Source organism: Pandoraea sp. NPDC087047 (assembly GCF_044745225.1).
Lineage (GTDB): Bacteria > Pseudomonadota > Gammaproteobacteria > Burkholderiales > Burkholderiaceae > Pandoraea.
Genome location: NZ_JBIUZU010000010.1, coordinates 172,733 through 196,847 on the forward strand (window position 1 = coordinate 172,733; position 24,115 = coordinate 196,847).

A 24,115-nucleotide genomic window follows, 5' to 3' on the forward strand; every position below is an offset into this window, starting at 1 on the left:
GCCCGTTTCATTGGCGCCGCGTGCCCCGCGCGTTGGGACAGCGTGCCCCATCATCGCGCAGCCGCCCGGTTTTGACAAATAGGCATCCCTTATACCTGGCATAGCGAGGGGGGCCATGGCGCCAGGCGCGGCAATATTCTCGGGGGCTTTTGCCATCTCGGATGATAGCCAAAACTGCGGGGTCGGGTCAGTGCGGTTTTGGGATGAGCCGCGAGATGCCACGAATCGGGTCTATACTGCGTTCGGGTTCCCGTCCTTGGAGGTTCGTCATGGGCATCATCGGCACCATCGTCGTCGGTCTGATCGTGGGTCTCATCGCGCGCGCCCTGCATCCCGGGCGGGACAGCATGGGCATCATCATGACCATCATCCTCGGCATTGCTGGCGCGCTCCTCGCCAAATACGCCGGACAGTTTCTCCATATCTACTCGGAAGGCCAGTCGGCTGGCTGGATCGCCTCGATCATCGGTGCGATCGTGCTGCTGGTGATCTACGGCGCCATCAAACGTAGCCGCGCGGCCTGAGGCCACACGCGAGGGGCCGTCATGGACATCGTTGTGCTCTTGCTCGTGGGACTGGTCGCCGGCTGGCTCGCCGGGCTGGTCGTCGGCGGCGGCTTCGGCCTCATTGGCGACATCGTCGTCGGTGTGATCGGGGCGTTCGTCGGCGCCTGGCTGCTGCGGCATCTGGGTATTGCCGTGGGGTACGGCACGCTCGGGCGCATTATCACGGCCACCATCGGCGCGATCGTGCTGCTTGCGCTGTTGCGCCTGGTGCGACGATAGGCCGCACGCGCGGGTCGGAAATCGGGACGTCAGATGTCGCGCTGAGGCAACGGCGGGCGGCAGATCGGCGTCGCGCGAGTCTTTCGTTGTCCAGAACCTTCCAAAACCTATATCCAAATAGGGTTTTGCTGGCCGCCGGGCCCCGTGGCATAAGGCTTTTGGGCCGGGCTTGCGAGCTGTGACGCGCTAACGCCGCGCGCGTCATACGCGTTTGACCGGGTTCGGCTATGCTTGTCGCCATCGCCAGGCCCAAGTCGTCTTGACTACGCGTGCGGCACCGCCGCCACGTTCGATCCCCGCCTTCCGCTATCTGGTGTGGCTGCCGTGTCCGACAGGGGCGCGGCGCCTCTCTCGCAAGTTTCCGGCTCGTTAGCTCGTATCCCCACTCTAAAAACACATGTTTGCGACACGCACTTCCATGCGGCCATTCATCGTGGCGTCCGTCATGGCAGCGACCTCTATGGTTGCCATCGAAGCCACGATCATCTCGACCGCGATGCCACAAATCGTCGCCCAGCTCGGCGGCCTGAATCTATATAGCTGGGTCTTTTCCGCCTTCCTGCTTGCGCAGACGGCCATGACCGTGGTGTTCGGCAAGCTGGCCGACCTCTACGGCCGCAAGCCGGTCATTCTCGTGGGTATCGCCGTTTTCCTGGTCGCCTCGCTCGGCGGCGGGCTGGCCTGGTCCATGCCCGCGATGATTGCCTTCCGTCTATTACAGGGCGTAGGCGCCGCGTGCATCCAGCCTGTCAGTCTGGTGATCATTGCCGATTACTACCCGATCAGCGAGCGCGGCAAGGTGCAGGGCTATCTGGCGAGCGTGTGGGCCATTTCGGCGGTGCTCGGCCCGATGCTCGGCGGCCTCATCATCCGCGACCTGTCGTGGTCGTGGATTTTCTGGATCAACATTCCAATCGGCTTGCTGGCCGCGGCGGGCTTCATCGCCTATCTGCATGAAGACGCCCCGCGTCAGCGCCCGAGCATCGACGTGCTTGGGGCCGTGTTCTTCGCCATTGCCGTGGCGGCGCTCATGATCGCGCTCACCGACGCGAACGCGTTCAGCGACACCCACGTATGGGGCGGCGTGCTCGCGTGCGCCATCGCGGCGGTGCTGTTCGTCTGGCAGGAGCGGCGTGCCAAGGACCCGATGATCTCGTTCGCGCTGTGGAGCCGCCGTCCGATTGCCGCAGCCAACGCGGCGACATTGCTCACGGGCATGGTGCTCATGGGGCTGACGACGTTCCTGCCGATGTATGCGCAGGGGGTGCTGCGTCAGACACCGGTCGTGGCCGGCATGGCGCTCACGATGATCATGGTCGGCTGGCCGATCGGTGCCACGCTCGCCGCCAAGACCTTCACGCGTTTCGGCCTGCGCCGCATTCTCGTGGGCGGCAGCTTGCTGATGCCGGTCGGCGGGATTGTCTTTGCCTTGCTCGGCCCGAACAGTTCGCCGCTGCTCGCCGGGTTCGGCTCGCTGCTGATGGGCTTCTCGATGGGCACCGGCAGCGTGAGCGCGCTCGTGCTGATTCAGGAGATCGTCGATCCGTCGCAGCGCGGCAGCGCCACGGCGTCGAACATCTTCTCGCGGAATCTGGGCAGCACACTGGGCGCAACGCTCTTCGGCGCCGTGCTCAACTTCGGCCTGACGCATTCGAGCGGACTCGCGCCGGTGACGTCCGATCAGTTGCGTCATGTGCTGGAAGACCGCGGCGTGTCGTCGCTGGCCGACGAGGCGATTCGTGCAGTGCTGCAACATTCGCTGCACCTCACGTTCCTGTCGATTCTGGCGATCTCCATCGGCGTCATGCTGTTGTTCCTGCTGGTGCCGACCAACGCCGTCGACCGTGCCCATCGCACCCAACGTGACAAGCCGGAGTTCGTGCCCGGCGGGCATTGATCGACGCGCTTACGCGTTCGTCATCGCGACAAGAAACAGCCGGCGGGCTTCCCCAGCCGGCTGTTTTCATTTTCGCCAGCGCAAACGCTTCACCCACGCAAATTTCAACTCAACGCGACGCCTCCGGCACGAGATGCAGACGCGACTCCGTTGCCGCCTCCACCGCCGCGCGCGAGTACGGCAGCTTGAAGTACTCGCCATCGAGCCACTTCTGGGCGAGGTCGCGATAGTGCGGGCTATCCGGATTGCCCGACTCGCCCGGCAGGTTCATCGCACGCGTGTTGTCCCAGTTACCTACGTCGACCACGATCCGGAACGACGGGCCGTTCGTCTGACGGAAGTCGCTCACCCGATAAGTCGACTGATTCGGCGTGAATGGGCTGCCGCCCTTCGGCAGCGGACCGACGTTGAGCTTGGCGCGCATGTCGGCGTCGACGGCGTCGGCGAGCGGGTGGGCATTCAGGTTGGTCTGGAGTTTGCCCCACTGCCATGTGCCCGGATCGGCGCCTTGCAGCTTGACCATCTCGCCCCACGCTTCGCCCAGACTCGTGAGCAGCACGGCGTCACGTTTGGCGTTGGCGTTTTCGCCGAAGCGGGCGGCAGGCTGTTCGAGGGCGTCGAGCATCGGGGCCGGATCGGGCGCGCCGAACGTGTCGGCCGCCGACTGGGAGAGCACCGCGTTTTTATACGCGCGCCCCAGGTGCCGGCTGAACCAGACTTCCTCCAGCGCAGCTTGCGCCGAGTCGGCGCCCATGTGCGCGTCCCATCCCTTGAGGAGCCTGAGTGCCGCGGCCGTCTGCGGGTCGTCGCTCGAGAGCGGGGCGAGCAGCGCCATGAGACGCCGCGCCGGAATCGACACGATGTCATTCTGCAAGCGCTCCGAATCCTCCAGCGAGACCTTGTCTTTCGCCTTCAGCACTTCGTCGATACGCGCGTGCCGTGAGCCGTTGGTCCACTCGAAGCCGAGCTTGCGTTCGGCGTACGGATAACCGGCGGGCATGTTCATTTCGTTGGACGTTGTGAAGTAGCCGCTCGCCGGGTTGTACGCCGAGGGCAACTGGTCGCGCCGCCAGAAGCCGGCCCATTCATAGCGTCCGTCGCCCGGCACAGGCATCAGGCCGTCCCAGTTCGGACGAATCGGCGCCATGCCGCTCGGCACCCAGCCGATGTTGCCCGACGCGTCCGCATAGACCTGATTGACGGTGGGCGCGCCCCACGTGTCGAGCGCGGTCTGGAACTGGGCGTAGGTCTTCGCGCGCATGTAGCGCATGGCGTCGAAGTACGGCGACATGCCCGGTTCCAGCCACGCGGTGCGCACGGCATAGGCGCGATGCTTGGCGGCGTCGACGTAAATCACGGGCCCGTGCTTCGTGAACTTGAGATCGGTCTGCACCGGCGCGCCGTCGCGCACGTCGATCGTCTCGTGGACGGTGCGCATCGGCACCCACTTGCCGCGGTAGCGGTACTGATCGGGGTTGGCGGGATTGAGTTCGTAGACGTACAGATCCTCCTGATCGATATTGAAGATCGTGAGGCCGAAGGCGATGGTGCCGTTGTGGCCGATGGCGACGCCGGGAATTGCCGGCTCGCCCGCGCCGATCAGGTTCAGCGTGGGCGTGCTGATCTGCACGATGTAACGCAGGCTCGGCGCCGCGTAGGCGCGGTGCGGATCGTTGGCCATGATGGCGCGGCCGGTCGTGGACTTCTGCGGCGACACGACCCAGTTGTTGCTGCCCTCGGCCGATTCGGTGGAGACGTCGTACGGGCCGTTCTCGGCGAGTTGCACGATGTCGGCATCGGCGTGTTGCAGCGAGTCCTTCGTGATCTTCACGCCTTGCGTGGCGAGATCGAAGACCTTGAGCAGATCGTCGGGCAGGCACGGGTCGAGTCCCTCGGGCACCTGCGTCTTCCATGCGGGTTGCAGACCGACGCGCACGCTGTCGGCATCGAGCGATGCGCGGCACACGACCTTGGCGCGCGCGACTTCGCTCTTCAGATTGCGCGTGAGGCCGTGGCTGCGAATACGCACGATGTCGTCGGCGGACCACTTCGCCGGCCAGTAGCCGACCTTGCGGAATTCGTACGGCATCTGGTCGGGATGCCGCGCCAGCCAGTCGATGTAGGCGTTCACGCCTGCGGCGAAGGCCTCGGCGGCGGGTTTCGCGTCCGGGCCGTAGCGACGCCATTCCGTGGCCATATCGCCCCGGTAGACGAAGCGCCGCGAGGCGTCGTCCTGGGCGACGTAGGCGCGCCCGAACACTTCGGAGAGCTGGCCGAGTCCACGACGTCGCCACAGGTCGATCTGGAACAGGCGGTCGCGCGCGGCGTTGAAGCCCTGCACGAAAAAGCCGTCGCGCTCGTTGGCGGCGAAGATGTGCGGCACGCCGTTATGGTCGATCAGAATGTCCGCTGGCTGCGAGAGACCGGCGACGGTGAGGGTTTGCGAGGCAGACGCTGCGTTGGCGGCGTCGGCGGCATGCAGGGACGCGCTCCACGTGGTGACGGCAAATGCCAGAACACTGGCGGCGTGGATGGCATGGGGGCGTTGCATTGTCTTCCTCCTGTCGTTATTGGACGTTGTCTTGTTGTTGCGGAGTACAACGCAATCCTAGACATATCGCTCGGGCATGCAACCCAAATTCGGAAAAAATGGAATAAATTCTTAATCGTCGAGCGGTGACGGCGCGACTGCTCGATGTCGCATCGCAAGTTTTTTCGGGGGCGTGGACGTGTGCTGGTATCGTCAGGCGAACCAGCGTCCGCGTCGCTCGCGCGGTCTACTTCATCTGTCTCTTTCTGCCACTCAGCCGATGCCGGATCTGCGTCAGACGTCTTCGCCGGAATCCACGACACGCATGCAACGCTGGCGTGCGTCGCCGCATGTGCGAACGCTTGTCGTGCCGCTGATGCGCTTCGGGGTGGCGGGGGTGATGTCGACGGCGGTACACGTGATCGTGGCGATCACGCTCATCGAGGCGTTCGGCGCGGGGCCGGTGCTGGCGAACGCTGTCGCGTTCTGCACGGCCACGCCGTGTTCCTATCTGCTCAATACGCTGTGGAGTTTCTCGGCGCGGGTGCATCGCACGAGTCTTGCGCGATTCCTGCCGGTGTCGGTGTTCGGTCTGTTGCTCACGACGCTTGTCGCGCGAACGGTCGAGCACCTTGGCGGCAACCATTGGGTGGGCATCGCCGCCGTGGTGCTGATCGTGCCGCCGACGACTTTTCTGCTTCATCGGTATTGGACGTATCGAGGCGCATGAGCGGGGCGGAAGACGCTGCGCCCGCTGCGTCCCCTGTCACCGCGTCACGACGCGATGCGCGCGAGCACCGGAGAACTTGACGCCATTCGCGTGCGAGCGCACCGCCCTTCGCGGCGACGCCAGCCAAGCCTCCGTCTCATGAAGATGCCGCGCAGGACGCGCCCCCGCACGTGCGGGCAGGTGGCTTACCTTGTGGCTCGACTGATAGCGGCGTCGCACCAGATAGAGGGGGCGTCCTTTCGATTCGTAATAGATCCGTCCGACGTACTCCCCGATCACGCCGATGCCGACCAGCTGAATGCCGCCGAGGAACAGAATGCCGACGAGCAACGACGCGTAGCCCGGCACGTCGACACCGTGAATGATCGTGCGCAGCGCGATATAGCTGCCGTAAGCGAGCGACACGAGCGCAAGCGAGATGCCGATATACGTCCAGCAGCGCAGCGGCACGGTGCTGAAACTGGTGATGCCTTCGAGCGCGAAATTCCACAACCGCCAGCCGGAAAACTTCGATTCGCCGGCGCTGCGCGGATCGCGCACGTACTCCACGATTTCCGTATGGAAGCCGACCCACGCGAACAGCCCTTTCATGAAGCGGCGGCGCTCGGGCAGCCGTTTGACGGCTGTCACGACGCGCCGGTCCATGAGCCGGAAATCGCCGACATTCTCCGGCAACTTCACTTCCGAGAGCCGATTGTGGACGCGGTAATAAAGCCCCGCCGCCACGCGCTTGGCAACGCTGTCGCTCGCGCGGTTGGTGCGTTTGGCGAGCACGACTTCGGCGCCGTCGCGCCAGCGTTCGATCATCACGGGGATGAGGGCGGGTGGATCTTGCAGATCGGCGTCGATGGGGATCACGGCATCGCCTTGCGCCTCCTCGATGCCCGCACTCAACGCGGCTTCCTTGCCGAAGTTGCGGGTGAAATCGATGATGCGTATGCGGGCATCGGCGCGTCGCAGCGCGAGCAGGGTGCTCAGCGTATCGTCGGTGCTGCCGTCGTTGACGCAGATGATTTCGAAGCGCACACCCGGCATGCCATCGAGCACGGGGGCCACCGCGCGATAGAACTTGTCGAGCGCCGGGGCTTCGTTGTGACATGGCACGACGAGCGAGATGAGCGGTGCGCTAAGCGACGCGCGATGAGTGACTGATGACGGACGGTTCTCGGAACGGCTATCGGTGCGGACGGCGGCGCGGGGCATGACGATTACCTCGTGAGCGCAGGCGTGGCGGCAGAGGTGCCGGAGGTGCCGGGGCGGGAAGCGAGACGACACGTGACGACGGTGTATCCATCGTGCGCTCCGGGCGCTTCGGGGATATGCGCGAGACGGCGGCGGCGTCGCCACAGCATGCCGAGCGTGGCGAGGGTGAGGAACGGCATGAACTGAAAGCCGATGTGCAACACGCCGAGCAGGCCGAACGCGGGCGTGAGCCACAGCACGACGAGCCATTCGCGTTCGCCGCGCAGCCAGCCGCGCGCGATCCCGTCGCGCACATACCAGGCGACGACCAGCGCGAGGATCGCGAGGTCGTAATCGTAGAGATAAGGGCTGATCAGCGTGGTCGCACACACGAGCGTGGCGGCGCGCAACGCGAACGTTGCCGGCCGCCGCCAGAAGTCGATCGTCACCGCGACCGCACACAGCGCGATCACGCCGTGAACGATGGCCGCCACTTCCACCGATGCCCCCAGCATGCGTGCCGTGATGAAGAAGGTCGGCACGCGGGCGATCTGCGCGGTGCCGTTGACGATGCTCTGTCGTGCGAATTCCGAGGCGTGCAAGAAGGCGGCGTAGACATCGATGCCGAAGACCGCCGCAGCCAGCACCGTCGTGCCGACGACCGTCACGATGCACGCGGCGAGCGCGCGCCACGCTCGGGCGCAGAGGAAGGCGAGCGGAAAGAGCAGAGCGATGTGCGGTTTGACGAAGAGCAGCCCGGCGAGCACGCCGGCCCACACGGGACGCTTGCGCAGCAGCACCAGCGAGAAGCCCGCGAGCGCGGTGGTGTAAAGCGCGATCTGTCCCGCAATGATCACGAGCAGAACGCCGGGGAAACTCACGATGGGCAGACGGGCGTCGCGCCAGGCAGCGGTGCGGCGCAGGGCTGCATAGTAAAGGCCGAAGCCGATGCAGGCGTACAGCGCATAGGCATACGTGAAAGGCAGCAGCGCGACCGGCGCGAGAAAGGCCATCATCACCGGCGGATACAGCCACGGCATGACGCCGCCCATCCTGGCGGCCCACGGCTCCTCGGCGATCTGCACGCGCGACATCAGATCGACGTTGTAGGCGTCGAGCGGATGCCCTTGCAACACGAAGTGAGAGGCGCCCCAGAACGGCAGGAAATCGAGCCCGATGGGGCCGAGCTTCGGCGGGGTGACGAAGAGATGCTGGTACGCCCACACAATCAGCACGGCGAGCGCGAGGCACAGCGCTGCGCCGCTGTAGAGCCGAATACGGGCGCGGTCGTCGGACCAGTGCCGACGCTCGCGTGATGCCACTTCAACGACGGCCGACGGCTTCGATGTCATGCATGAACCTCCCCTTGGCTGCATGAAAACGGCGTTGCTCGACTACGGTGATTGCATTCGGCGGGTGGTGCGCGGGTGGTTCGTGGCGGTGCGCATTGTTTCGAGCATCGAGACATTGCGCGCCGTGGCGAACGCGGTTCCATATTAGACGAGACGGTCTCCGAAAGGATCAAAACGGATCGCATCGATGCACGTCCGATACGGTTCCGGTGGATGCGTCGCAAACCGGCGTTTGAAGGGGAATATCAGGTGACGTTCAGCGAAGGGATAGCAAGCCGATGACTTGCCACCAGAGCGCGGTGAGCGGGACGACCGTCACCAGCGCGACGAGGGCGGTGACCACACAGTAACGGGTAGCGTCGCGAATGCCGATGCCCGCGAGCGCCATGGCCAGCACGAGCGGCGGCGCTTGATAGGGCAGCGCGATGGTGGAGATGCCGACGGCCTGCGTCAGTAAAACGGCCTTTACGCCAAGCGGCGCCCCGAGGGCGAGTGCAGGCACCAGAGGCGTGTAAAGCGCGGGCGCGGCGTTCGAGGTGACGAGAAACGTCATCGCGAGCGAGAGGGCGACGAGTACCAGATACGCGGACATCGTCGACATCTGCGCCAGATCCAGACGGGACAGCGCGGGACGCAAGGCGCTCGCCAAGCCTGCGTGATCGACGGCGGCCGTCAGCCCGATGATCGCCGCGACGAACCAGAGCGGCGCGAGTTTGACTTGCTTGAGGAAGGCGTCCGGGTTCACGAGGCGCAACGGTCCGAGGCACAGCAGCGCGATACCCAGCCCGACCCATCCGGCCGCGACGTGATGCCACGGTTCCGTGAGCCAGAGGGCGAGCATCAGCGCGAGGGCCGCGAGCAGGCGTTTCTCGTCGGCGCGCATTGAGGCGTGCGGCGCCATGACGCTCGCCGGGGGCGCGCTGTCGAGCGTCGTCAGGCGATCCGGGAAGAGCCGCATCGCCACGACGACCAGCACGATGCCGCGCACCACGGCCAGCACGGGCACGAGCGCGATCGCGTATTCGCCGTAACCGAGCCGCAGGCCGAGCACCGTTTCGGCGGTGCCGGCCATCACGAGATTCGGGAGGTTAGCGGGGAGGATCGCCGTCGACAATTCGCAACTGGCCAACGCGGTCGCGAGCATCAGTCCATTGCGGCCCGCCCGCCCCGACGTCAGCCCCACGCGTTCGCAAAAACTCAGCACGATGGGGGTGAGGATGGCGATGCGCCCGAGCGTCGACGGCATCACGATACCGAGCGCGAACGCGATGGCAACGAAGCCTGTGAGCGCGAGTCCGTAGGCGTGTCCGCAATGGTTGGCCAGTCGCGCCGCCACACGCTCGCCAAGGCCGGTCACGCTCAGCGCCATGCCGATGACCGCGCCGCTGAACACGAGCCAGAACGCGCTCGACGTGAAGCCTGAGAAGACGACGTTCGCGCCGAGCGACGTGCAGGTCGCGAGCAGGAACATCAACAGCAGCGATACGAGGAAATCCGGCAGCCAGCCCGTCGCCCAGTAGCTCAGACACAGCAGAACGATGACCGCGACGGCGAGCGTGTCGCCACGCAGGCCCGCGGCGTACAGCGCGACGCCGGCGGCGGTACTGATCCCGGCGAGCAGCGCGTGATGCCAGAGGCGTCCGGTCTGAGCCGAGCCGGAGGCGGCGTTGGATGGGCCGGAGGGGGGGGACGTGGCAGACGGGGAGGGACTGGCTGAGGGCATGGACGTCACCTGTCGTTAAATAATATATAATTTGCACGATTATATATAGTTAGCCGAGGGAGACGGTCCATGCGTCAGGAATCGGGCACGGGAACGGCGGTCGAGCGCACGTACGAAGCCTTGCGCGAGCAGATCGGGCGTGGTGAGTTGAAGCCGGGCGAAGCGTTACGTCAGGACCATCTGGCGGCGGCGCTGGGGGTGAGTCATGTGCCGGTGCGCGAGGCGCTGACGATGCTCGCCTCGGATGGCTTGGCGGTCAGCCGGATGAATCGCGGCACGGTGGTAACGGCGCTCACCGCAGCGGATGCGCTCGAGCTGGCGGATTTCCGTGCGTTGCTGGAGGGACGTCTGATGGCGTTGGCGATGCCGAATCTGTCGCGAGCGGATCTGGCGCGCGCCAGGGCGGCACTGGACGCGTTGGCGGCGGCGACCGATCTGACGGACATCGTCACGCGCAACGCGGCGTTTCACGGCATGTTGTACGCGAGGGCGGAGCGTCCGTACTTCCAGCGTGCGGTGGCGACGGCCCGGTTGAATCTCGGACGTTATCTGTTCCTGACGTGGCAGAAGGCGGGCAACGCGACGCGCTCGCACGACGAGCACCGCGAGTTGCTGCGCTTATGCGAAGCGGGCGACGACGCGGGTGCGGTGGCGCTGGTGCAGGCCCACAACCGCGCGACGGGCGAGCAGATCGCGAGGATCATTCGCGAGGAATGGACGCAGTGAGCGATCCTCACATGGAAATTACCCTCGCGACGCAAGCGGACTCGCCGACGCTCGCCCGGATCTACTACGAGGTCCGTATCGCGACGATGACGTGGGTCGATCCGTCGATGTACCGGGAAGACGACTTCACGTCGCACTCGGCAGGCGAAGATGTGAGTGTCGCAAAGTCGAACGACGGCGACATCCTCGGTTTCATCTCCATCTGGCCCGCCACGGACTTCATCCACATGCTCTACGTCAAGCCGTCGTCGCAAGGTCAAGGCGTAGGCACGCGGCTGCTGCAAGCACTCCCCGATTGGCCGAACCGACCTTATCGCCTCAAATGCCTTGTCCGCAACGTGAAGGCGAAGACGTTTTACGAACGTCACGGCTTTCAGGTGATCGGGCGGGGGACGTCGGAGGAGGGGGAGTTTGAAGAGATGATGGCCGCAAACGACGGGAAGAGACTTGGCGGGCCGAGCTACTTCCGATAACGGTCCTACTCCGACCGATACGGTCGTCGTGCCGGATCTCCCGCGGGTTCGTTTTTTCGGACGGTGCTTGAAAAGCGTCGGCTAGCCCGATGAGCAGCGCGTCTCGCTAATGCCCCAAAACCAAACACCCCGGCACAACGGCCGGGGTGTTTGGTTTCGTGTCCTGACAGACGGCAGCGTCAGACGTTGAACAGGAAGTTCATCACGTCGCCGTCCTGCACGACGTATTCCTTGCCTTCGGCGCGCATCTTGCCGGCTTCCTTCGCGCCTTGTTCGCCCTTGTACTGGATGTAGTCGTCGAACGAGATGGTTTGCGCGCGGATGAAGCCGCGTTCGAAGTCGGTGTGGATCACGCCTGCGGCTTGCGGGCCGGTGTCGCCCACGTGGATCGTCCACGCGCGCACTTCCTTCACGCCCGCCGTGAAGTACGTCTGAAGACCCAGCAGCTTGAAGCCCGCGCGGATCACGCGATCCAGACCCGGCTCTGCCATGCCCATGTCCGCCAGGAATTCCGCCTTGTCGGCGTCTTCCATGTCCGCGATCTCCGCTTCGATCGCCGCGCACACGGCGACCACCGGTGCATTTTCGGCTTGCGCGTACTTGCGCACGGCGTCCAGATGCGGGTTGTGCTCGAATCCGTCGTCCTTCACGTTGGCGACGTACATCGTGGGCTTGGCCGTGATCAGGCAGAAGGGCTTGATCAGCGCGAGCTCGTCTTCCGAGAGCTTGAGCGAGCGCACCGGACGCGCTTCGTTCAGCACCGGCACCACCTTCTCCAGCACCGCCACGAGCTTCGCCGCTTCCTTGTCGTTGCCCGAGCGGGCCGCCTTCGTATAGCGTTGCAGCGCCTTCTCGACCGTGCCCAGATCGGCCAGCGCCAGTTCGGTGTTGATGACTTCGATATCCGAAATCGGGTTCACCTTGCCCGCCACGTGGATGACGTTCTCGTCTTCGAAGCAGCGCACGACGTGCGTGATGGCGTCCGTTTCGCGGATGTTGGCGAGGAACTGGTTGCCGAGCCCTTCACCCTTGGACGCACCCGCCACCAGACCGGCGATATCCACGAATTCGACCGTCGCCGGCATGATGCGCTCGGGCTTGACGATCTCGGCCAGCTTGCCCAGACGCGGGTCCGGCACTTCCACCACGCCGACGTTCGGCTCGATGGTGCAGAACGGGTAGTTCTCGGCAGCAATGCCCGCTTTGGTCAGCGCGTTGAAAAGGGTCGATTTGCCGACGTTGGGCAAGCCGACGATGCCGCATTTGAGGCTCATGCTAAATCCTGTCTGATCCGATAAGTGCGCGCCGACAAATGCACCGTCGAATAAGCCAGTGATTGCGTCGCGGAAAGTCCGCTATTGTACCCGTTCTGCCTGAAACAGCGCCTTTATGGGTCGGCTGGCGGCCTTGCTGCGCACATCAACGGTGCCGCTCGCCCCCGTTCAACTCAACTGCTTGGCCGAGAAGGTGTCGCACTTGCGCATTTCGCCGGTTTGCAGCCCCTGACGCAGCCAATACACCCGCTGGGCGCTCGTGCCGTGCGTGAACGACTCCGGCACCACGCGTCCCTGCGACTGCTGCTGCAAACGGTCGTCGCCAATGGCGGCCGCCGCCTTCAGGCCCTGCTCGATGTCGCCCGGCTCCAGCAACTGCTGGTTCGCCTTGGCCGCATTGTTCGCCCAGACCCCCGCAAAGCAATCGGCCTGCAACTCCAGCCGCACCGACAGCGCATTGGCCTGCGCCTCGCTCGCCCGGCGGCGCGCTGCGTCAAACTTTTCGGAAATACCCAGCAGATTCTGGATGTGATGGCCCACTTCGTGCGCAATGACATAGGCCTGTGCGAAGTCGCCGCCCGCGCCGAAGCGTTGACGCAACTCGTCATAGAACTGCAAATCGATGTACACCTTGCTGTCGCCGGGGCAGTAAAACGGCCCCATCGCCGTTTGCCCGGTGCCGCATGCCGTGGGCGTCGAACCGGAGAACAGCACCAGTTTCGGCGGCACGTACTGACGATTGAGCTGCTGCGGGAACACCGTCGTCCAGGTGCGCTCGATGTTGCCGAGCACCTTGCGGGTGAAGACGGTCTTCGGATCGTTGGCGGGCGCGGCATTCGGCGCGCTTTGGGGCTGCGATTGCGTTTGCCCCTGGATCATCTGCGAGCCCTGAATGATGACGCGAGGGTCGATGCCGAAGAAATACGAGGCGGCCAGCGCCACGACGATCGTGCCGATGCCGATGGTGGTGCGTCCCCCAAAACCACCGCCCCGGCGATCTTCGACGTTCTGACTTTCCGACTCGTTATCGAGGCGCATGGGATGGATCCCTTTCTAGATCGATATGCGCCGAAGTATAGCGCCCGAAAACGAAGTGCGACGCTGTGCCCCAGGGGCGGACCGGCGGCAGGACGTCGCGCGTTCTGCGGGCGTGCGACAATACGCCATCTCGTTTTCTGAAGCAGCCGGCTCGCGCGATTCAGGCGCTGGCGCTGCGTTCGCCGCATGTCTCTAACGCAAACCTCCAGCCAAACGCACGATGTCGTCGTCGTCGGGGGCGGTCTGGTCGGCAAGGCCGCCGCCTTGCTGCTCTCGCAGGCACGTCTGTCCGTCGCATTGCTCGCCCAGCCGGCGCCTGCCACCCCCGCGGGTGGCGATAGGTGGGACGCCCGCATTTACTCCCTCTCGTCGAGCTCGCAGGCGCTGTTCGAGCGCATGCGTGTCTGGCAGGCGGTCGACCCCGCGCGCGTGAATCCCGTCTACGACATGGAAGTGTTCGGCGACGAGCGCGGCAGTCTTCATTTCTCCGCGTATCAGGCCGCCGTGCCGCAACTCGCCTGGATTGCCGAGTCGTCGAACCTGGAGCGCGCGCTCGACGCCGCCCTGCGTTTCTCCCCGCAAGTCCAATGGCTCGACGCCCGTGCCGAGACGCTCGAAGTCGATGCCGCTGCGGCGTCGGTGCGTTTGTCCGACGGCAAGACGCTGCGCGCCGCGCTCGTGGTCGGTGCCGACGGCGCCCATTCGTGGGTGCGCCGCACGGCGGGGCTCGACGGCTCGGTGCGTCCCTACGAACAGCTCGGTATCGTATGCAATTTCCGTGCGGAGCGCCCGCATCGCGACACCGCGTTCCAATGGTTTCATGACGGCGAGATCATCGCGCTGCTGCCGCTGCCCGATCAGCACGTCTCGCTGGTCTGGTCGGCTGCCGACGATCACGCGAAGCATCTGCTTGCGCTCGATCCCAAAGATCTGGCCGAGCGCATCGGCACGTTCTCGGGCGGTGAACTCGGCCGTCTCACGCCGGTCTCAGCGCGCGCTCAGGGCTTCCCGCTCGTGCTCGCGCAGGCCAAGCGTCTGATCGCGCCGCGCGTCGCGCTGGTGGGCGATGCAGCGCATGTGGTGCATCCGCTCGCAGGACAAGGCATGAACCTCGGACTGCGCGACGTGACCTCGCTCGGCGACGCGCTCGCCGCACGCGAATCGTTTCGCGATTGTGGCGACGCCGCGGTGCTGCGTCGCTACGAGCGCGCACGCAAGGAAGATATCGGGAGCATGGCGCTCACGACAGACGGCCTGCACAAGCTGTTCGCCACGAGCAGCCCGCTCGCGAAGTTCGTTCGCAACGTGGGGCTCGACAGCGTGAACATGTTGCCTTTCGTCAAAAAATTCCTGATCGGCCGCGCCCTGGGCTGACCCCTTCGGGCGCAAGCGCCGTCGACCCCGGTCACTGCCGGGCACGCCGGCTGCGCCTCTCGATCGACACACTTCTGGAGATATTCGATGTTGCAACGTTATCGCGCCGCGGCGCTCGCTGCGTTTGGTCTGGTGGCCGTTTGCGCCGCGACTTTCACGACGTCCGCCGTCGCGCAGAACAAGCCCGACGCCACGCTCGACCGCGTGAAGAGCGCGGTGCAGAAGACGCTGGGCGCCGATGCCCCGGTCAAGTCGGTGGCGCGCACGCCGATCCCCGGCCTCTTTGAAGTGTCGGTGGGCGGCGAGATCATCTATGCCGACGAAAAGGCGCAATACGTGATCCTCGGCGGCAATCTGGTCGATACGAAATCGCGTCAGAACCTGACCGAAGCGCGTCAGTCGGAGCTCAACAAGGTCGACTTTGCCAAGCTGCCGTTCGAGCGCGCGTTCAAGTACGTGAAGGGCAACGGCAGCCGCAAGATCGCCGTCTTCTCCGATCCGAACTGCCCGTACTGCAAGCGCTTCGAAGAGACGCTCAAGTCGAGCGTCGACAACATCACCGTCTACACCTTCCTCTACCCGGTGCTCGGCCCGGATTCGGACGCCAAGTCGAAGGCGATCTGGTGCGCACCGGACAAGCTCAAGGCGTGGCACGACTGGATGCTCGACAAGAAGGCACCGCCGGTGGCGACAGCCAAGTGCGACGACGAGCCGGTCAAGCGGAACGTCGCGCTGGGCCATCAGTTCAACATTACGGGCACGCCGACGATCATTCTGTCGGACGGCCGCCGTCTGCCGGGGGCTGTGCCTGCCGACGAACTGGAAAAGGCGCTCGCCACGGTCAAGTAACCGTCCGGCCACCGCCCGCCCATCCCGACAACAAGAAGCCGCCACGTCATGAAAGCCACGTCTGATCTGCCCGCGATCCGCTATGCGATCGTACCGAAGTCGCCCGCCGCCCACTTGTTCGAAGTGAGCGTTACGGTCTCGAATCCTGCGCCCGAAGGGCAGCGCTTCACGCTGCCCGCATGGATTCCGGGCAGCTACATGGTGCGCGAGTTCGCCCGCAACATCGTGACGATCGGCGCGACGTGCCGCGGCCGTAAGGTCGCGCTCGACAAGCTCGACAAGCACACATGGCAGGCCGCCCCGTGCAAGGGCACGCTGATCGTGACGTATGAGGTGTACGCGTGGGATCTGTCGGTACGTGCCGCCCATCTGGACGACACGCACGGCTTCTTCAACGGCACCAGCGTGTTTCTGCAGGTGCAGGGACAAGAACACGCGCCGTGCGAAGTGGATGTGCTGCGTCCGCGCGGCGCGGCCTTCAAGTCGTGGCGCGTGGCAACGGCGCTGGAACCGACCGAGGGCACGGCGGCGCTCGACTTCGGCCGCTATGTGGCGGCGGATTACGACGAACTGATCGACTCGCCCGTCGAGATGGGGACGTTCGTGCACGGCACGTTCAAGGCCTGCGGCGTGACGCACGAAGTCGCGATCACCGGGCCGGTGCCGAATCTCGATCTGGACCGTCTGCTGCGCGACATGAAGAAGATCTGCGAGGCGCAGATCCGTCTGTTCGAGCCGGGCGCCAGCTCGCGCTCGCGTGTGCCGATGTCGCGCTACGTCTTCCTGCTCATGACGGTGGGCGATGGCTACGGCGGCCTGGAACACCGCGCCTGCACGGCGCTGCTCGCCAGCCGCAACGATTTGCCGGTGCAAGGCCAGGCGCGCATGAGCGACGCCTATCGCGGCTTCCTCGGTCTCGTGAGCCACGAGTATTTCCATACGTGGAACGTCAAACGGATCAAGCCGGCGGTGTTCGCGCCGTACACGCTCGATCAGGAGAATTACACACGCCTGCTGTGGCTGTTCGAAGGCTTCACGTCGTATTACGACGACCTGATGCTGGTGCGCAGCGGCGTGATCGCGCCGGCGGCCTACTACGAGCTCGTTGCCAAGACGGTTGTGAATGTGCTGCGCGGCAGCGGGCGTCTCAAGCAGACCGTGGCCGAGAGTTCGTTCGATGCGTGGACGAAGTACTACCGTCAGGATGAAAACGCGCCGAACGCCATCGTCAGCTATTACACGAAGGGCTCGCTCGTCGCGCTCGCGCTGGATCTGACGATTCGCTCGCAGACACGCGGCCAGAAGTCGCTTGACGACATCATGCGCGCACTGTGGCAACGCTATGGCCGCGACTTCTATCGCGGCTCGCCGGTCGGTATCGCGGAAGATGCGGTGCAGCCGCTCTTCGAAGACGTCTCGGGGCTCGATCTGTCGGAGTTTTTCGCAACCGCCGTCAACGGCACGCGCGATCTGCCGCTCGCGGCGCTGCTTGAGCGCATGGGGCTCACGCTTGAGCCGATCACGCCCGAGAATGGCCGCCCGGCCCTCGGGGCCAAGACCGTCAAGCGCGGCGACGATCTCGCGCTCGCGCAGGTGCTCGACGGCGGCGCGGCACAAGCCGCCGGTCTGTCGGCGGGCGACTCGCTCGTCGCCATCGATGGCTTGCGCGTGACGTCGGGCAATCTCGACAAGCTGCTCGAACGCTATCGTGCGGGCGACCGGGTGACGGTGCACGCTTTCCGTCGCGACGAGTTGCGCGAGACGTCGCTCACGCTCGACGCGCCCGAAATCTCGCAGTACCGCATTGCCGAGACGCGGGATCGCGCGGCGGCGCAGCGTCGCGAGAAGTGGCTGACGGTTTGATGTGTGTGACGGCTTCGCCCTCACCCTGAGTGCGAGGCAGTTGAGGTCCGTGTGGCCTTAACCTTCCGCCGGACCCGGCACCGACGGGTCGCGATTTTCCTCCGGGCACGTGCGCGCGACGGCGAGCATATGCTCGATGAAGGCCTGCGTTTTGCGCGGGAGAAAGCGTCGCGAGGGCGTGACCAGATGCACCGGACTCTCCGGCAACGACCAGTCCGGCAGCACCTTCACGAGACGGCCTGAGCGCAATGCATCTTCGGCCAGAATGTCCGTGAGCGCCGCGATACCGCTGCCCGCAAGCGCCATCTCCTTGACCATTCCCATGCTGTTGACCTGAATCGCTCCGTGCATGGTGATGTCCATGCGCTGACGGCCTTTGTGCAGCGTGTCTGAATTGAACAGACGACGCGCGCCTTGCAGGATCACGAAGCGATGGCCCGCCAATTCGTCGGGCGTGGCGGGCAAGCCCGTTGCGCTCAGATAGAGCGGGCTCGCATACAGACTGCGCGTGAGTCTGAGTAGCGGCCGTGCAACGAGGGTGGAATCGGAGAGTTGTCCTGCGCGAATGGCGACGTCCACCCGTTCGGCAATCAGATCGACCTGACGCGAGCTTAGATCGACGTCCACGGTGATCTCGGGATAGGCCGCGCAGAAGGTCGCGAGCGGCACCGCGAGCCATTGCGCGGCGAAGTCGGCCGGTGCGGTGATGCGCAGCCGTCCGCGGGGCTTGCTCGACATTTGCGACGCGAAGTCGCGCGTCTCTTCCACTTCTTCGAGAATCGGCAGGCAGCGCTCGTAATACGCTTCGCCGACTTCGGTCAATTCAAGCCGCCGGGTCGTCTTGTGCAGCAGACGCGTGCCGAGCCGGGCCTCCAGCCGCGAGAGCCGGCGGCTGACCGTCGCCTTGGGCAGATCGAGGCGCTCGCCCGCTCGCGTGATGCTCCCCGAGCGTACGACTTCCGCGAAGATCAGCATGTCGTTCAGATCGTCAATCATCGCGCGCGCTCCTTGGTGACGCGGTCATCCTGCAAAAAACCGTCCGGCGGACATTGTTCCAAAATAGGAACAAACAATTCGATTTTACCGGCTTGTTTCATTTTTGGGGGTAACTAGAATTCATCCCAAGCCGACGCGCAATTCACGGCAATCCCGAAAGGGGGCCAGCGCGACCGGATTTTCGAACCTTTGGGGACCCCCCCCGGCTCTGGAGCCAGTGAAATGACCACGATTCTGCAAATCAATTCCGCCGCCCGCTCGCAAGGCGCCAACTCGACCACGCTCGCCAACGAAACCGTGGCACAACTGGTTGCCAAGAACGCTGGCGCCAAGGTTGTCGTGCGCGACCTGCTGGCCGACGGCGTGCCGCATCTGGACGAAGCCGTGATCGGCGCGTTCTTCACGCCGGAAGAGCAACGCTCGGCCGAGCAGAAGGCCATCATCGCCCGCAGCGACGAACTGATCGCCGAAATTCAGGCAGCCGATTACATCGTGTTCGGCGTGCCGCTGTACAACTTTCAGGTGCCGTCGCAACTGAAGTCCTACTTCGACTGGATCGCCCGTGCCCGCGTGACCTTCCGTTACCGTGAAGACGGCAGCGTGGAAGGCCTGATCCAAGGCAAGAAGGTGATCGTGGCGTTTGCCCGTGGCGGCAACTACAAGGACACGCCGGCCGACAGCCAGACCCCGTACATCAAGACGATTCTCGGCTTCCTCGGCATGACGGACGTGACGTTCATCTTCGCCGAAGGTCTGGCGCGCGGTCCGGAATCGGCAGCCGCCGCATTCGCTGGCGCGCGCGAAGCCATCGCCGCACTGTAATCGTTATCGCGTTTCCCGCACGCGCAGGTCCCCCAATGGCCGATCCGACGCCCTTGCATCCGCGTCAGAACAGGCGTGCGGCCGCCCATGCCGACGCCTGGGCCATCCCGCGCGTGCTTCCCGTCTCCCGTCCCGGCCGATGTGCGGCCGCTGCGGGGGTGGGTGTTTTCGATCAGGTCGAGCACACCGACCCGTTTCTCTCCGTCGACATTTTCCGTCGTCACGGCGCTTGCATCCCGCCCCATCCGCATGCCGGGTGTGTGGTGGCGACCTATCTGTTTCCCGATTCGACGACCTCGCTGCGCTGCCGTCATGCCCACGGTGGCGACGACACGTTGCGTCCCGGCGATCTGCTCTGGCTGGAGACCCGCTGCGGCACGGTGCACGAAGAGGTGCCCGAGGGCGCGCGTGCCAGCGTGCGCGGGGTACGGATGATCGTCAATCGTGCCGGACGTCACCCGCACGGTGCCCCCGCGCAAACCGTAGTGCGCGCCGAGGCGATGCCGCGCTGGCGTGAAGGCGACGTCGATCTGACGTTGGTGTGCGGCGCGTGGGGCGAGCGTCACGTGGCGCGCGACGAGGGCGGTAGCACCACGCTGCTGCAACTCGATTGGCAGGCGGACGAGCTTCGTACGCTCGAGGTTCCCTGTGACGGCCGTCGCTGGGTCGCGTTGATCGCGCAGGGCGAAGCGGCCGTTGGCGGTCATGCGTTGCGTACGGAAGGAGGCGCGGCACAAGCGGTGTTGCTGCCGCCGGGGGTGTGGCAATTGGCGGGACGCAGCGGGGCGCGGCTGATGCTCGCCGGCGGTGAGCCGCTGGGCGACGCCGTCGTCTATCGAGGTAATTTTGCGGCGCGCGACGAAGGCGATCTCGTCACCCTCACGCGGCGCTACCAGCAAGGCGCGATGGGGGCGCTGGCCCCCGTTTGCAACGATGCCGAGTCGCGTTTGCGCGACTCGGACACCGGCGATTACTGATGGAAGTTCAGCGTCAGCATGGCGGTACGACCCGGAGCCCACGTGGCGTAGATCGGGTAGGCGCTCGAGTAGTACTGCTTGTCGAAGATGTTCTGCACGTTCAGTTGCAGATCGACGGAGCGCGACACGCGATACGTGGCCATGGCGTCGAAGCGGGCGTAACCCGGCGTCCACTTGCGCACGCTTGGTGACACCGACGCGTACGTGAGACTCGAGAGCGTCATGCCGGCGCCGAGCGTGAGCTTCGGCATGACTTCGTAGTCGGTCCACAGCGTCAGGTTGTGCTTGGGCACCATCACCATCGGCAGGCCGTTCGAACCCGGCTGGGCTCCCGGACCGGCGTCGGTCGTCACGGCATTCAGATAGGAATAGCCGCCGAACACGCGCCAATGATTCGTCAGACTCCCCGCCCAACCCAGTTCCGCACCGCGCACGCGCTGGCTGCCTGCGTTGATCGTGCCGTTGAGACCGTCGCTCACCTGCGCGTTGGTCTTTTCCGTCTGGAACAGTGCGGCCGTCAGTGACAGACGCTGGTCGATGACATCCCACTTCGCACCGACTTCGATGTTGCGGCTGCGCTCCGGAGAAAGATTGGTGTTCTTCGCAGTGAGCTGATCCGACCCGCCGCCAAGACCGCTATTGGCGCCCGGCGGATTGGCCGACGTGCCGTACGACGTGTACAGGCTCAACGACGGCAGCACCTTGTAGATCAGACCCAACTGGAAGCTGAACAGGTTCGAGATGTTCTTCAGATCGGGTGCCCCGGCTTGCACGGCATTCACGTCGAAGCGGTCGAAGCGCGCGCCGGCGTTGATCATCCAGCGCTCGGAGAGCTTCACGCTGTCGAACAGGTACGCCGACGCCGTATTCGTGCGCGTGTTGGTCGCCGCACCGGGGAAGAGCTTGTCGCCGTTCAGGACGATGCTGCCGGTCCACGGATTGTTGGGGTTCCAGTTGTCGATGGTCGTGCAGTTGTACGCGACCGAGCAGGGCCCGCCCGAGCGGATGTTGTTGCCCGCGCTGTCCGAGACCAGATAGCCCTCGTAACGGCTTTGCTCGTTGCTGAATTCGACACCGCCGGTGAGCGTGTGCTCGAAGCCGAACAGCGTTGCCTTGCCCGTCAGTTCGGTCTGGTTGGCGATGCTGTTGGTCGCGTACTTGCCGCTCTTCGCCTGGAGCGAAATCATGCCCGGATTGGTCGTTGAGAACTGCGGGTTGGTCGCCACGTAATCGAGCGTCGAGCGGCCGACCATGGTGATGTTCCTGATCTTCCACGTGTCGTTGATGCGATGCTCGACCTTGATTTCGCCGGTATCGGTCTGAGCGCGACGGTAATCCCGGGTGTTCAGGCCATAGAACTGATTGCGCTGGAAGCCGCCGTCGGGCGTGCCCCCTATCGAGCGGAACGGCGCGCTGAAGTCCGGCATGTCATACGAATTCAGGTGGTAATAGCTGATCGTGACCGTGGTCGGGCTGTTCAGGCCGAACGCCACCGAAGGCGCCACGCCCCAGCGCTTGCTGTAGACGTTGGTGCGACCGGCCTGATCGGCGTCGTGACCCATGACGTTCAGGCGCACGGCAGTCTGATCGTTGATCTGACGGTTGACGTCCATCGTCAGACGTTTGTAACTGTCGGTGCCCAGACCGAGACTCGCGTTGGTGAAGTCTTCCAGACGCGGGGTCTTGGTGGTGATGTCGATGCTGCCTCCCACGGCGCCGCGCCCGGCGTAGACCGAGTCGGGGCCTTTGATGACGCTGATGTTCTCGATGTCGAACGTCTCGCGATTCTGCACGCCAGAGTCGCGCATGCCGTCGACGAAGATCGAGTTGCGCGATTCGAAGCCGCGAATGACCGGGCGGTCGGCGGACGGGTTCGCGGCGGCGTCGCCCCCGATGAACGTGATGCCGGGCACGGTCCTCAGGGCGTCGGCGAAGGTCGTGGCGTTCGTCTGCTTGATCAGTTCTTCCGGAATGACGGTGATCGAGCGCGGCGTGTCGCGCAGCGGGGCGACGAACTTGTACGACGGCAGCGTTTTCGTCTGCATCGGCGACGATACGGCGCTGTCATTGACCTGCGTGGCCGGCAGTGCAACGGCGGGCGCGTTGCTGCTGCTGGCTTGTGCGGCGCCCGCTGTATCCGCTGTATCCGCCGAGGCGGATGCGGGCTGAGACGTTTGCGCGTGAGCGGGGAGGGCGGCGAAACCACCGGCGGCGAGCGCGCAGGCAGCAGCGAGCAGACGCTGGCGCGTCTGGAAAGCGGTGGACATACGTGTGTTCCAGCAATGGCGCCACCGGCGGACACTTCGCATGCCGGGTAACGCTCGGTTTAGTTATTGTTAATGAGAGTGATATGAATTCTCATTACGGTGCGGGAGTTTAATGGGTTCACTTTTGCATGTAAATGCTTAATGTCGCTCCGTGAAACCGGCTATTCCGCTATATGAAATGAGAGGGGGGTCGTGTCCCGGTTTCCGAGGCTTGTGCTGATCGAAAACCGGGACAGAGGTCGAAGTCGTTGTGAAAACGATCGTTCGGATAGCGCGCTCACAAAGGCGTGCGAAGTGACGCGACAGGACGTAACAACCTTGGCAATCTGCCGATGAGCCGCGAGCGATTTGTGAATCTCGCGGGCGGACGACGGATTACGCCGGCACTCGCCAGTCGATCGGCGTCTTGCCGTGCGTCTTGAGAAAATCGTTGGCGGCGCTGAAGTGGCCGCAGCCGAGGAAGCCGCGATGCGCCGACAGCGGAGACGGGTGGGGCGCTTCGAGCAGGAGATGGCCGTGACCCGCCAGCAGCGGCGCCTTCGCCTGCGCATGGCTGCCCCATAGCAGGAACACCAGCGGACCTTGCTGCGCGGCAAGGCCTGCGAGCAACGTGTCGGTGCACGCTTGCCATCCGCCTTTCTTGAACGGCTTCGCGTGACTCGCCGCGTTGGCGGCTTCCACCGTCAGCGTCGTGTTCAGGAGCAGCACGCCCTGTTTTGCCCAGGCGTCGAGATTGCCGTGCGACGGTGCGGCGAATCCCAGATCCCGTTCGATCTCTTTATAGATGTTGCGCAACGAGGGCGGTACGCGCACGCCGCGTTGCACGGAAAACGCCATGCCGTGCGCCTGCGCGATACCCTTGTCGTCGCCGTGATATGGGTCCTGTCCGAGGATGACGACCTTGACGTCCGTGGGCGAGGTCATGCGCAGCGCGTGGAAAATGTCCGCCGGATAGACGGTCTTGCCTGCCGCGACTTCGGCGTCGACGTAGCGGCACAGCGGCGCGTAGGCGTCGCTCTCGACGAACGGTGCGACCAGCGTCTTCCACGCGCCGGGCAACGCCGCGAACTGATCTTCGACGCGGCCCTTCAGGGGGCCTGCGACGTCGTCTGCGTCACCGAACAGCGAGCGCTGACGTTCGTCGTCCGTTGCGTGGGAAGCCTGAGAGGCTTGAGAAGCTTGAGGTGCCGTGCGTGCGCGTGATGCCATGCTTCGAGTCTGTTGAATGGGGGGGGAGACGTTGCGGGGTTTGTGGTC

The 24,115-nt window shown here is 64.7% G+C and carries 20 protein-coding genes; 11 read left to right on the forward strand and 9 right to left on the reverse strand.

Going from position 1 to position 24,115, the window contains the following annotated elements:
- The first annotated feature begins 269 nt into the window (after positions 1-269).
- The 3 genes from ACIPHM_RS19875 to ACIPHM_RS19885 all read left to right on the forward strand — a co-directional run bounded on the left by ACIPHM_RS19875 (position 270) and on the right by ACIPHM_RS19885 (position 2,682).
- The gene (locus ACIPHM_RS19875; protein ID WP_400331903.1) at positions 270-524 is read left to right on the forward strand and encodes a GlsB/YeaQ/YmgE family stress response membrane protein; all 255 of its coding nucleotides are present in this window, start codon (positions 270-272) and stop codon (positions 522-524) included.
- 21 nt (positions 525-545) lie between these two features.
- A complete protein-coding gene (locus tag ACIPHM_RS19880) occupies positions 546-785 on the forward strand; it encodes a GlsB/YeaQ/YmgE family stress response membrane protein (protein ID WP_400331906.1) in 240 nt (79 codons plus the stop codon).
- A gap of 397 nt (positions 786-1,182) precedes the next feature.
- A complete protein-coding gene (locus tag ACIPHM_RS19885; protein ID WP_400331908.1) occupies positions 1,183-2,682 on the forward strand; it encodes an MDR family MFS transporter in 1,500 nt (499 codons plus the stop codon).
- 109 nt (positions 2,683-2,791) lie between these two features.
- Here ACIPHM_RS19885 and ACIPHM_RS19890 read toward each other — a convergent pair whose 3' ends face one another.
- Positions 2,792-5,233 carry a penicillin acylase family protein gene (locus ACIPHM_RS19890; protein ID WP_400331911.1) on the reverse strand — a complete coding sequence of 814 codons (2,442 nt, stop codon included), beginning with the start codon at positions 5,231-5,233 and terminating at the stop codon, positions 2,792-2,794.
- 304 nt (positions 5,234-5,537) lie between these two features.
- Here ACIPHM_RS19890 and ACIPHM_RS19895 point away from each other — a divergent pair, with 304 nt between their 5' ends.
- A complete protein-coding gene (locus ACIPHM_RS19895) occupies positions 5,538-5,942 on the forward strand; it encodes a GtrA family protein (RefSeq protein WP_400331914.1) in 405 nt (134 codons plus the stop codon).
- 36 nt (positions 5,943-5,978) lie between these two features.
- Here the strand turns inward: ACIPHM_RS19895 and ACIPHM_RS19900 are convergent, their stop codons facing one another.
- The 3 genes from ACIPHM_RS19900 to ACIPHM_RS19910 all read right to left on the reverse strand — a co-directional run bounded on the left by ACIPHM_RS19900 (position 5,979) and on the right by ACIPHM_RS19910 (position 10,199).
- Entirely contained in the window at positions 5,979-7,145 is a 1,167-nt protein-coding gene (locus tag ACIPHM_RS19900) for a glycosyltransferase family 2 protein (RefSeq protein WP_400331916.1), read from the reverse strand.
- 5 nt (positions 7,146-7,150) lie between these two features.
- On the reverse strand, positions 7,151-8,476 hold the full coding sequence (locus ACIPHM_RS19905; protein ID WP_400331918.1) for a glycosyltransferase family 87 protein: 1,326 nt from the start codon (positions 8,474-8,476) through the stop codon (positions 7,151-7,153).
- Between the two features lie 256 nt (positions 8,477-8,732).
- Complete coding sequence (locus ACIPHM_RS19910) at positions 8,733-10,199, reverse strand: SLC13 family permease (protein ID WP_400331921.1); 1,467 nt, start codon at positions 10,197-10,199, stop codon at positions 8,733-8,735.
- Between the two features lie 69 nt (positions 10,200-10,268).
- Between ACIPHM_RS19910 and ACIPHM_RS19915 the strand changes: the two genes are divergently transcribed.
- Positions 10,269-10,925 (forward strand): GntR family transcriptional regulator, encoded by a 657-nt coding sequence (locus ACIPHM_RS19915; protein ID WP_400331924.1) that lies wholly within the window; start codon positions 10,269-10,271, stop codon positions 10,923-10,925.
- On the forward strand, positions 10,922-11,398 hold the full coding sequence (locus ACIPHM_RS19920; protein ID WP_400331926.1) for a GNAT family N-acetyltransferase: 477 nt from the start codon (positions 10,922-10,924) through the stop codon (positions 11,396-11,398). Before ACIPHM_RS19915 ends, ACIPHM_RS19920 begins: the two co-directional genes overlap by 4 nt.
- A 179-nt stretch (positions 11,399-11,577) precedes the next feature.
- Here the strand turns inward: ACIPHM_RS19920 and ychF are convergent, their stop codons facing one another.
- Positions 11,578-12,672 carry a redox-regulated ATPase YchF gene (gene ychF / locus ACIPHM_RS19925; protein ID WP_400331928.1) on the reverse strand — a complete coding sequence of 365 codons (1,095 nt, stop codon included), beginning with the start codon at positions 12,670-12,672 and terminating at the stop codon, positions 11,578-11,580.
- Positions 12,673-12,840: 168 nt separating this feature from the next.
- Entirely contained in the window at positions 12,841-13,710 is an 870-nt protein-coding gene (locus tag ACIPHM_RS19930) for a neutral zinc metallopeptidase (protein ID WP_400331931.1), read from the reverse strand.
- A 186-nt stretch (positions 13,711-13,896) separates the two neighbouring features.
- Between ACIPHM_RS19930 and ACIPHM_RS19935 the strand changes: the two genes are divergently transcribed.
- The 3 genes from ACIPHM_RS19935 to ACIPHM_RS19945 all read left to right on the forward strand — a co-directional run bounded on the left by ACIPHM_RS19935 (position 13,897) and on the right by ACIPHM_RS19945 (position 17,796).
- Positions 13,897-15,084: a UbiH/UbiF family hydroxylase gene (locus tag ACIPHM_RS19935; RefSeq protein WP_400331933.1), complete on the forward strand. Its 1,188-nt coding sequence runs from the start codon at positions 13,897-13,899 to the stop codon at positions 15,082-15,084.
- 87 nt (positions 15,085-15,171) lie between these two features.
- Positions 15,172-15,933, forward strand: coding sequence for a DsbC family protein (locus tag ACIPHM_RS19940; protein WP_400331936.1), 762 nt, complete (start codon positions 15,172-15,174; stop codon positions 15,931-15,933).
- 66 nt (positions 15,934-15,999) lie between these two features.
- Complete coding sequence (locus ACIPHM_RS19945) at positions 16,000-17,796, forward strand: M61 family metallopeptidase (RefSeq protein ID WP_400332045.1); 1,797 nt, start codon at positions 16,000-16,002, stop codon at positions 17,794-17,796.
- Between the two features lie 57 nt (positions 17,797-17,853).
- Here the strand turns inward: ACIPHM_RS19945 and ACIPHM_RS19950 are convergent, their stop codons facing one another.
- A complete protein-coding gene (locus tag ACIPHM_RS19950) occupies positions 17,854-18,792 on the reverse strand; it encodes a LysR family transcriptional regulator (protein WP_400331939.1) in 939 nt (312 codons plus the stop codon).
- Between the two features lie 222 nt (positions 18,793-19,014).
- Here ACIPHM_RS19950 and ACIPHM_RS19955 point away from each other — a divergent pair, with 222 nt between their 5' ends.
- Both ACIPHM_RS19955 and ACIPHM_RS19960 read left to right on the forward strand, forming a co-directional pair.
- Positions 19,015-19,614: an FMN-dependent NADH-azoreductase gene (locus ACIPHM_RS19955; protein WP_400331942.1), complete on the forward strand. Its 600-nt coding sequence runs from the start codon at positions 19,015-19,017 to the stop codon at positions 19,612-19,614.
- A 35-nt stretch (positions 19,615-19,649) separates the two neighbouring features.
- Positions 19,650-20,591 (forward strand): pirin-like C-terminal cupin domain-containing protein, encoded by a 942-nt coding sequence (locus ACIPHM_RS19960; RefSeq protein WP_400331945.1) that lies wholly within the window; start codon positions 19,650-19,652, stop codon positions 20,589-20,591.
- On the opposite strand, the gene ACIPHM_RS19965 is transcribed toward ACIPHM_RS19960, so the two are convergent.
- Together ACIPHM_RS19965 and ACIPHM_RS19970 are read right to left on the reverse strand one after the other, a co-directional pair.
- Entirely contained in the window at positions 20,585-22,858 is a 2,274-nt protein-coding gene (locus ACIPHM_RS19965) for a TonB-dependent receptor (RefSeq protein WP_400331948.1), read from the reverse strand. The genes ACIPHM_RS19960 and ACIPHM_RS19965 overlap by 7 nt on opposite strands.
- A 375-nt stretch (positions 22,859-23,233) precedes the next feature.
- Positions 23,234-24,067 carry a uracil-DNA glycosylase gene (locus ACIPHM_RS19970; RefSeq protein ID WP_400331951.1) on the reverse strand — a complete coding sequence of 278 codons (834 nt, stop codon included), beginning with the start codon at positions 24,065-24,067 and terminating at the stop codon, positions 23,234-23,236.
- Between the last annotated feature and the right edge of the window lie 48 nt (positions 24,068-24,115).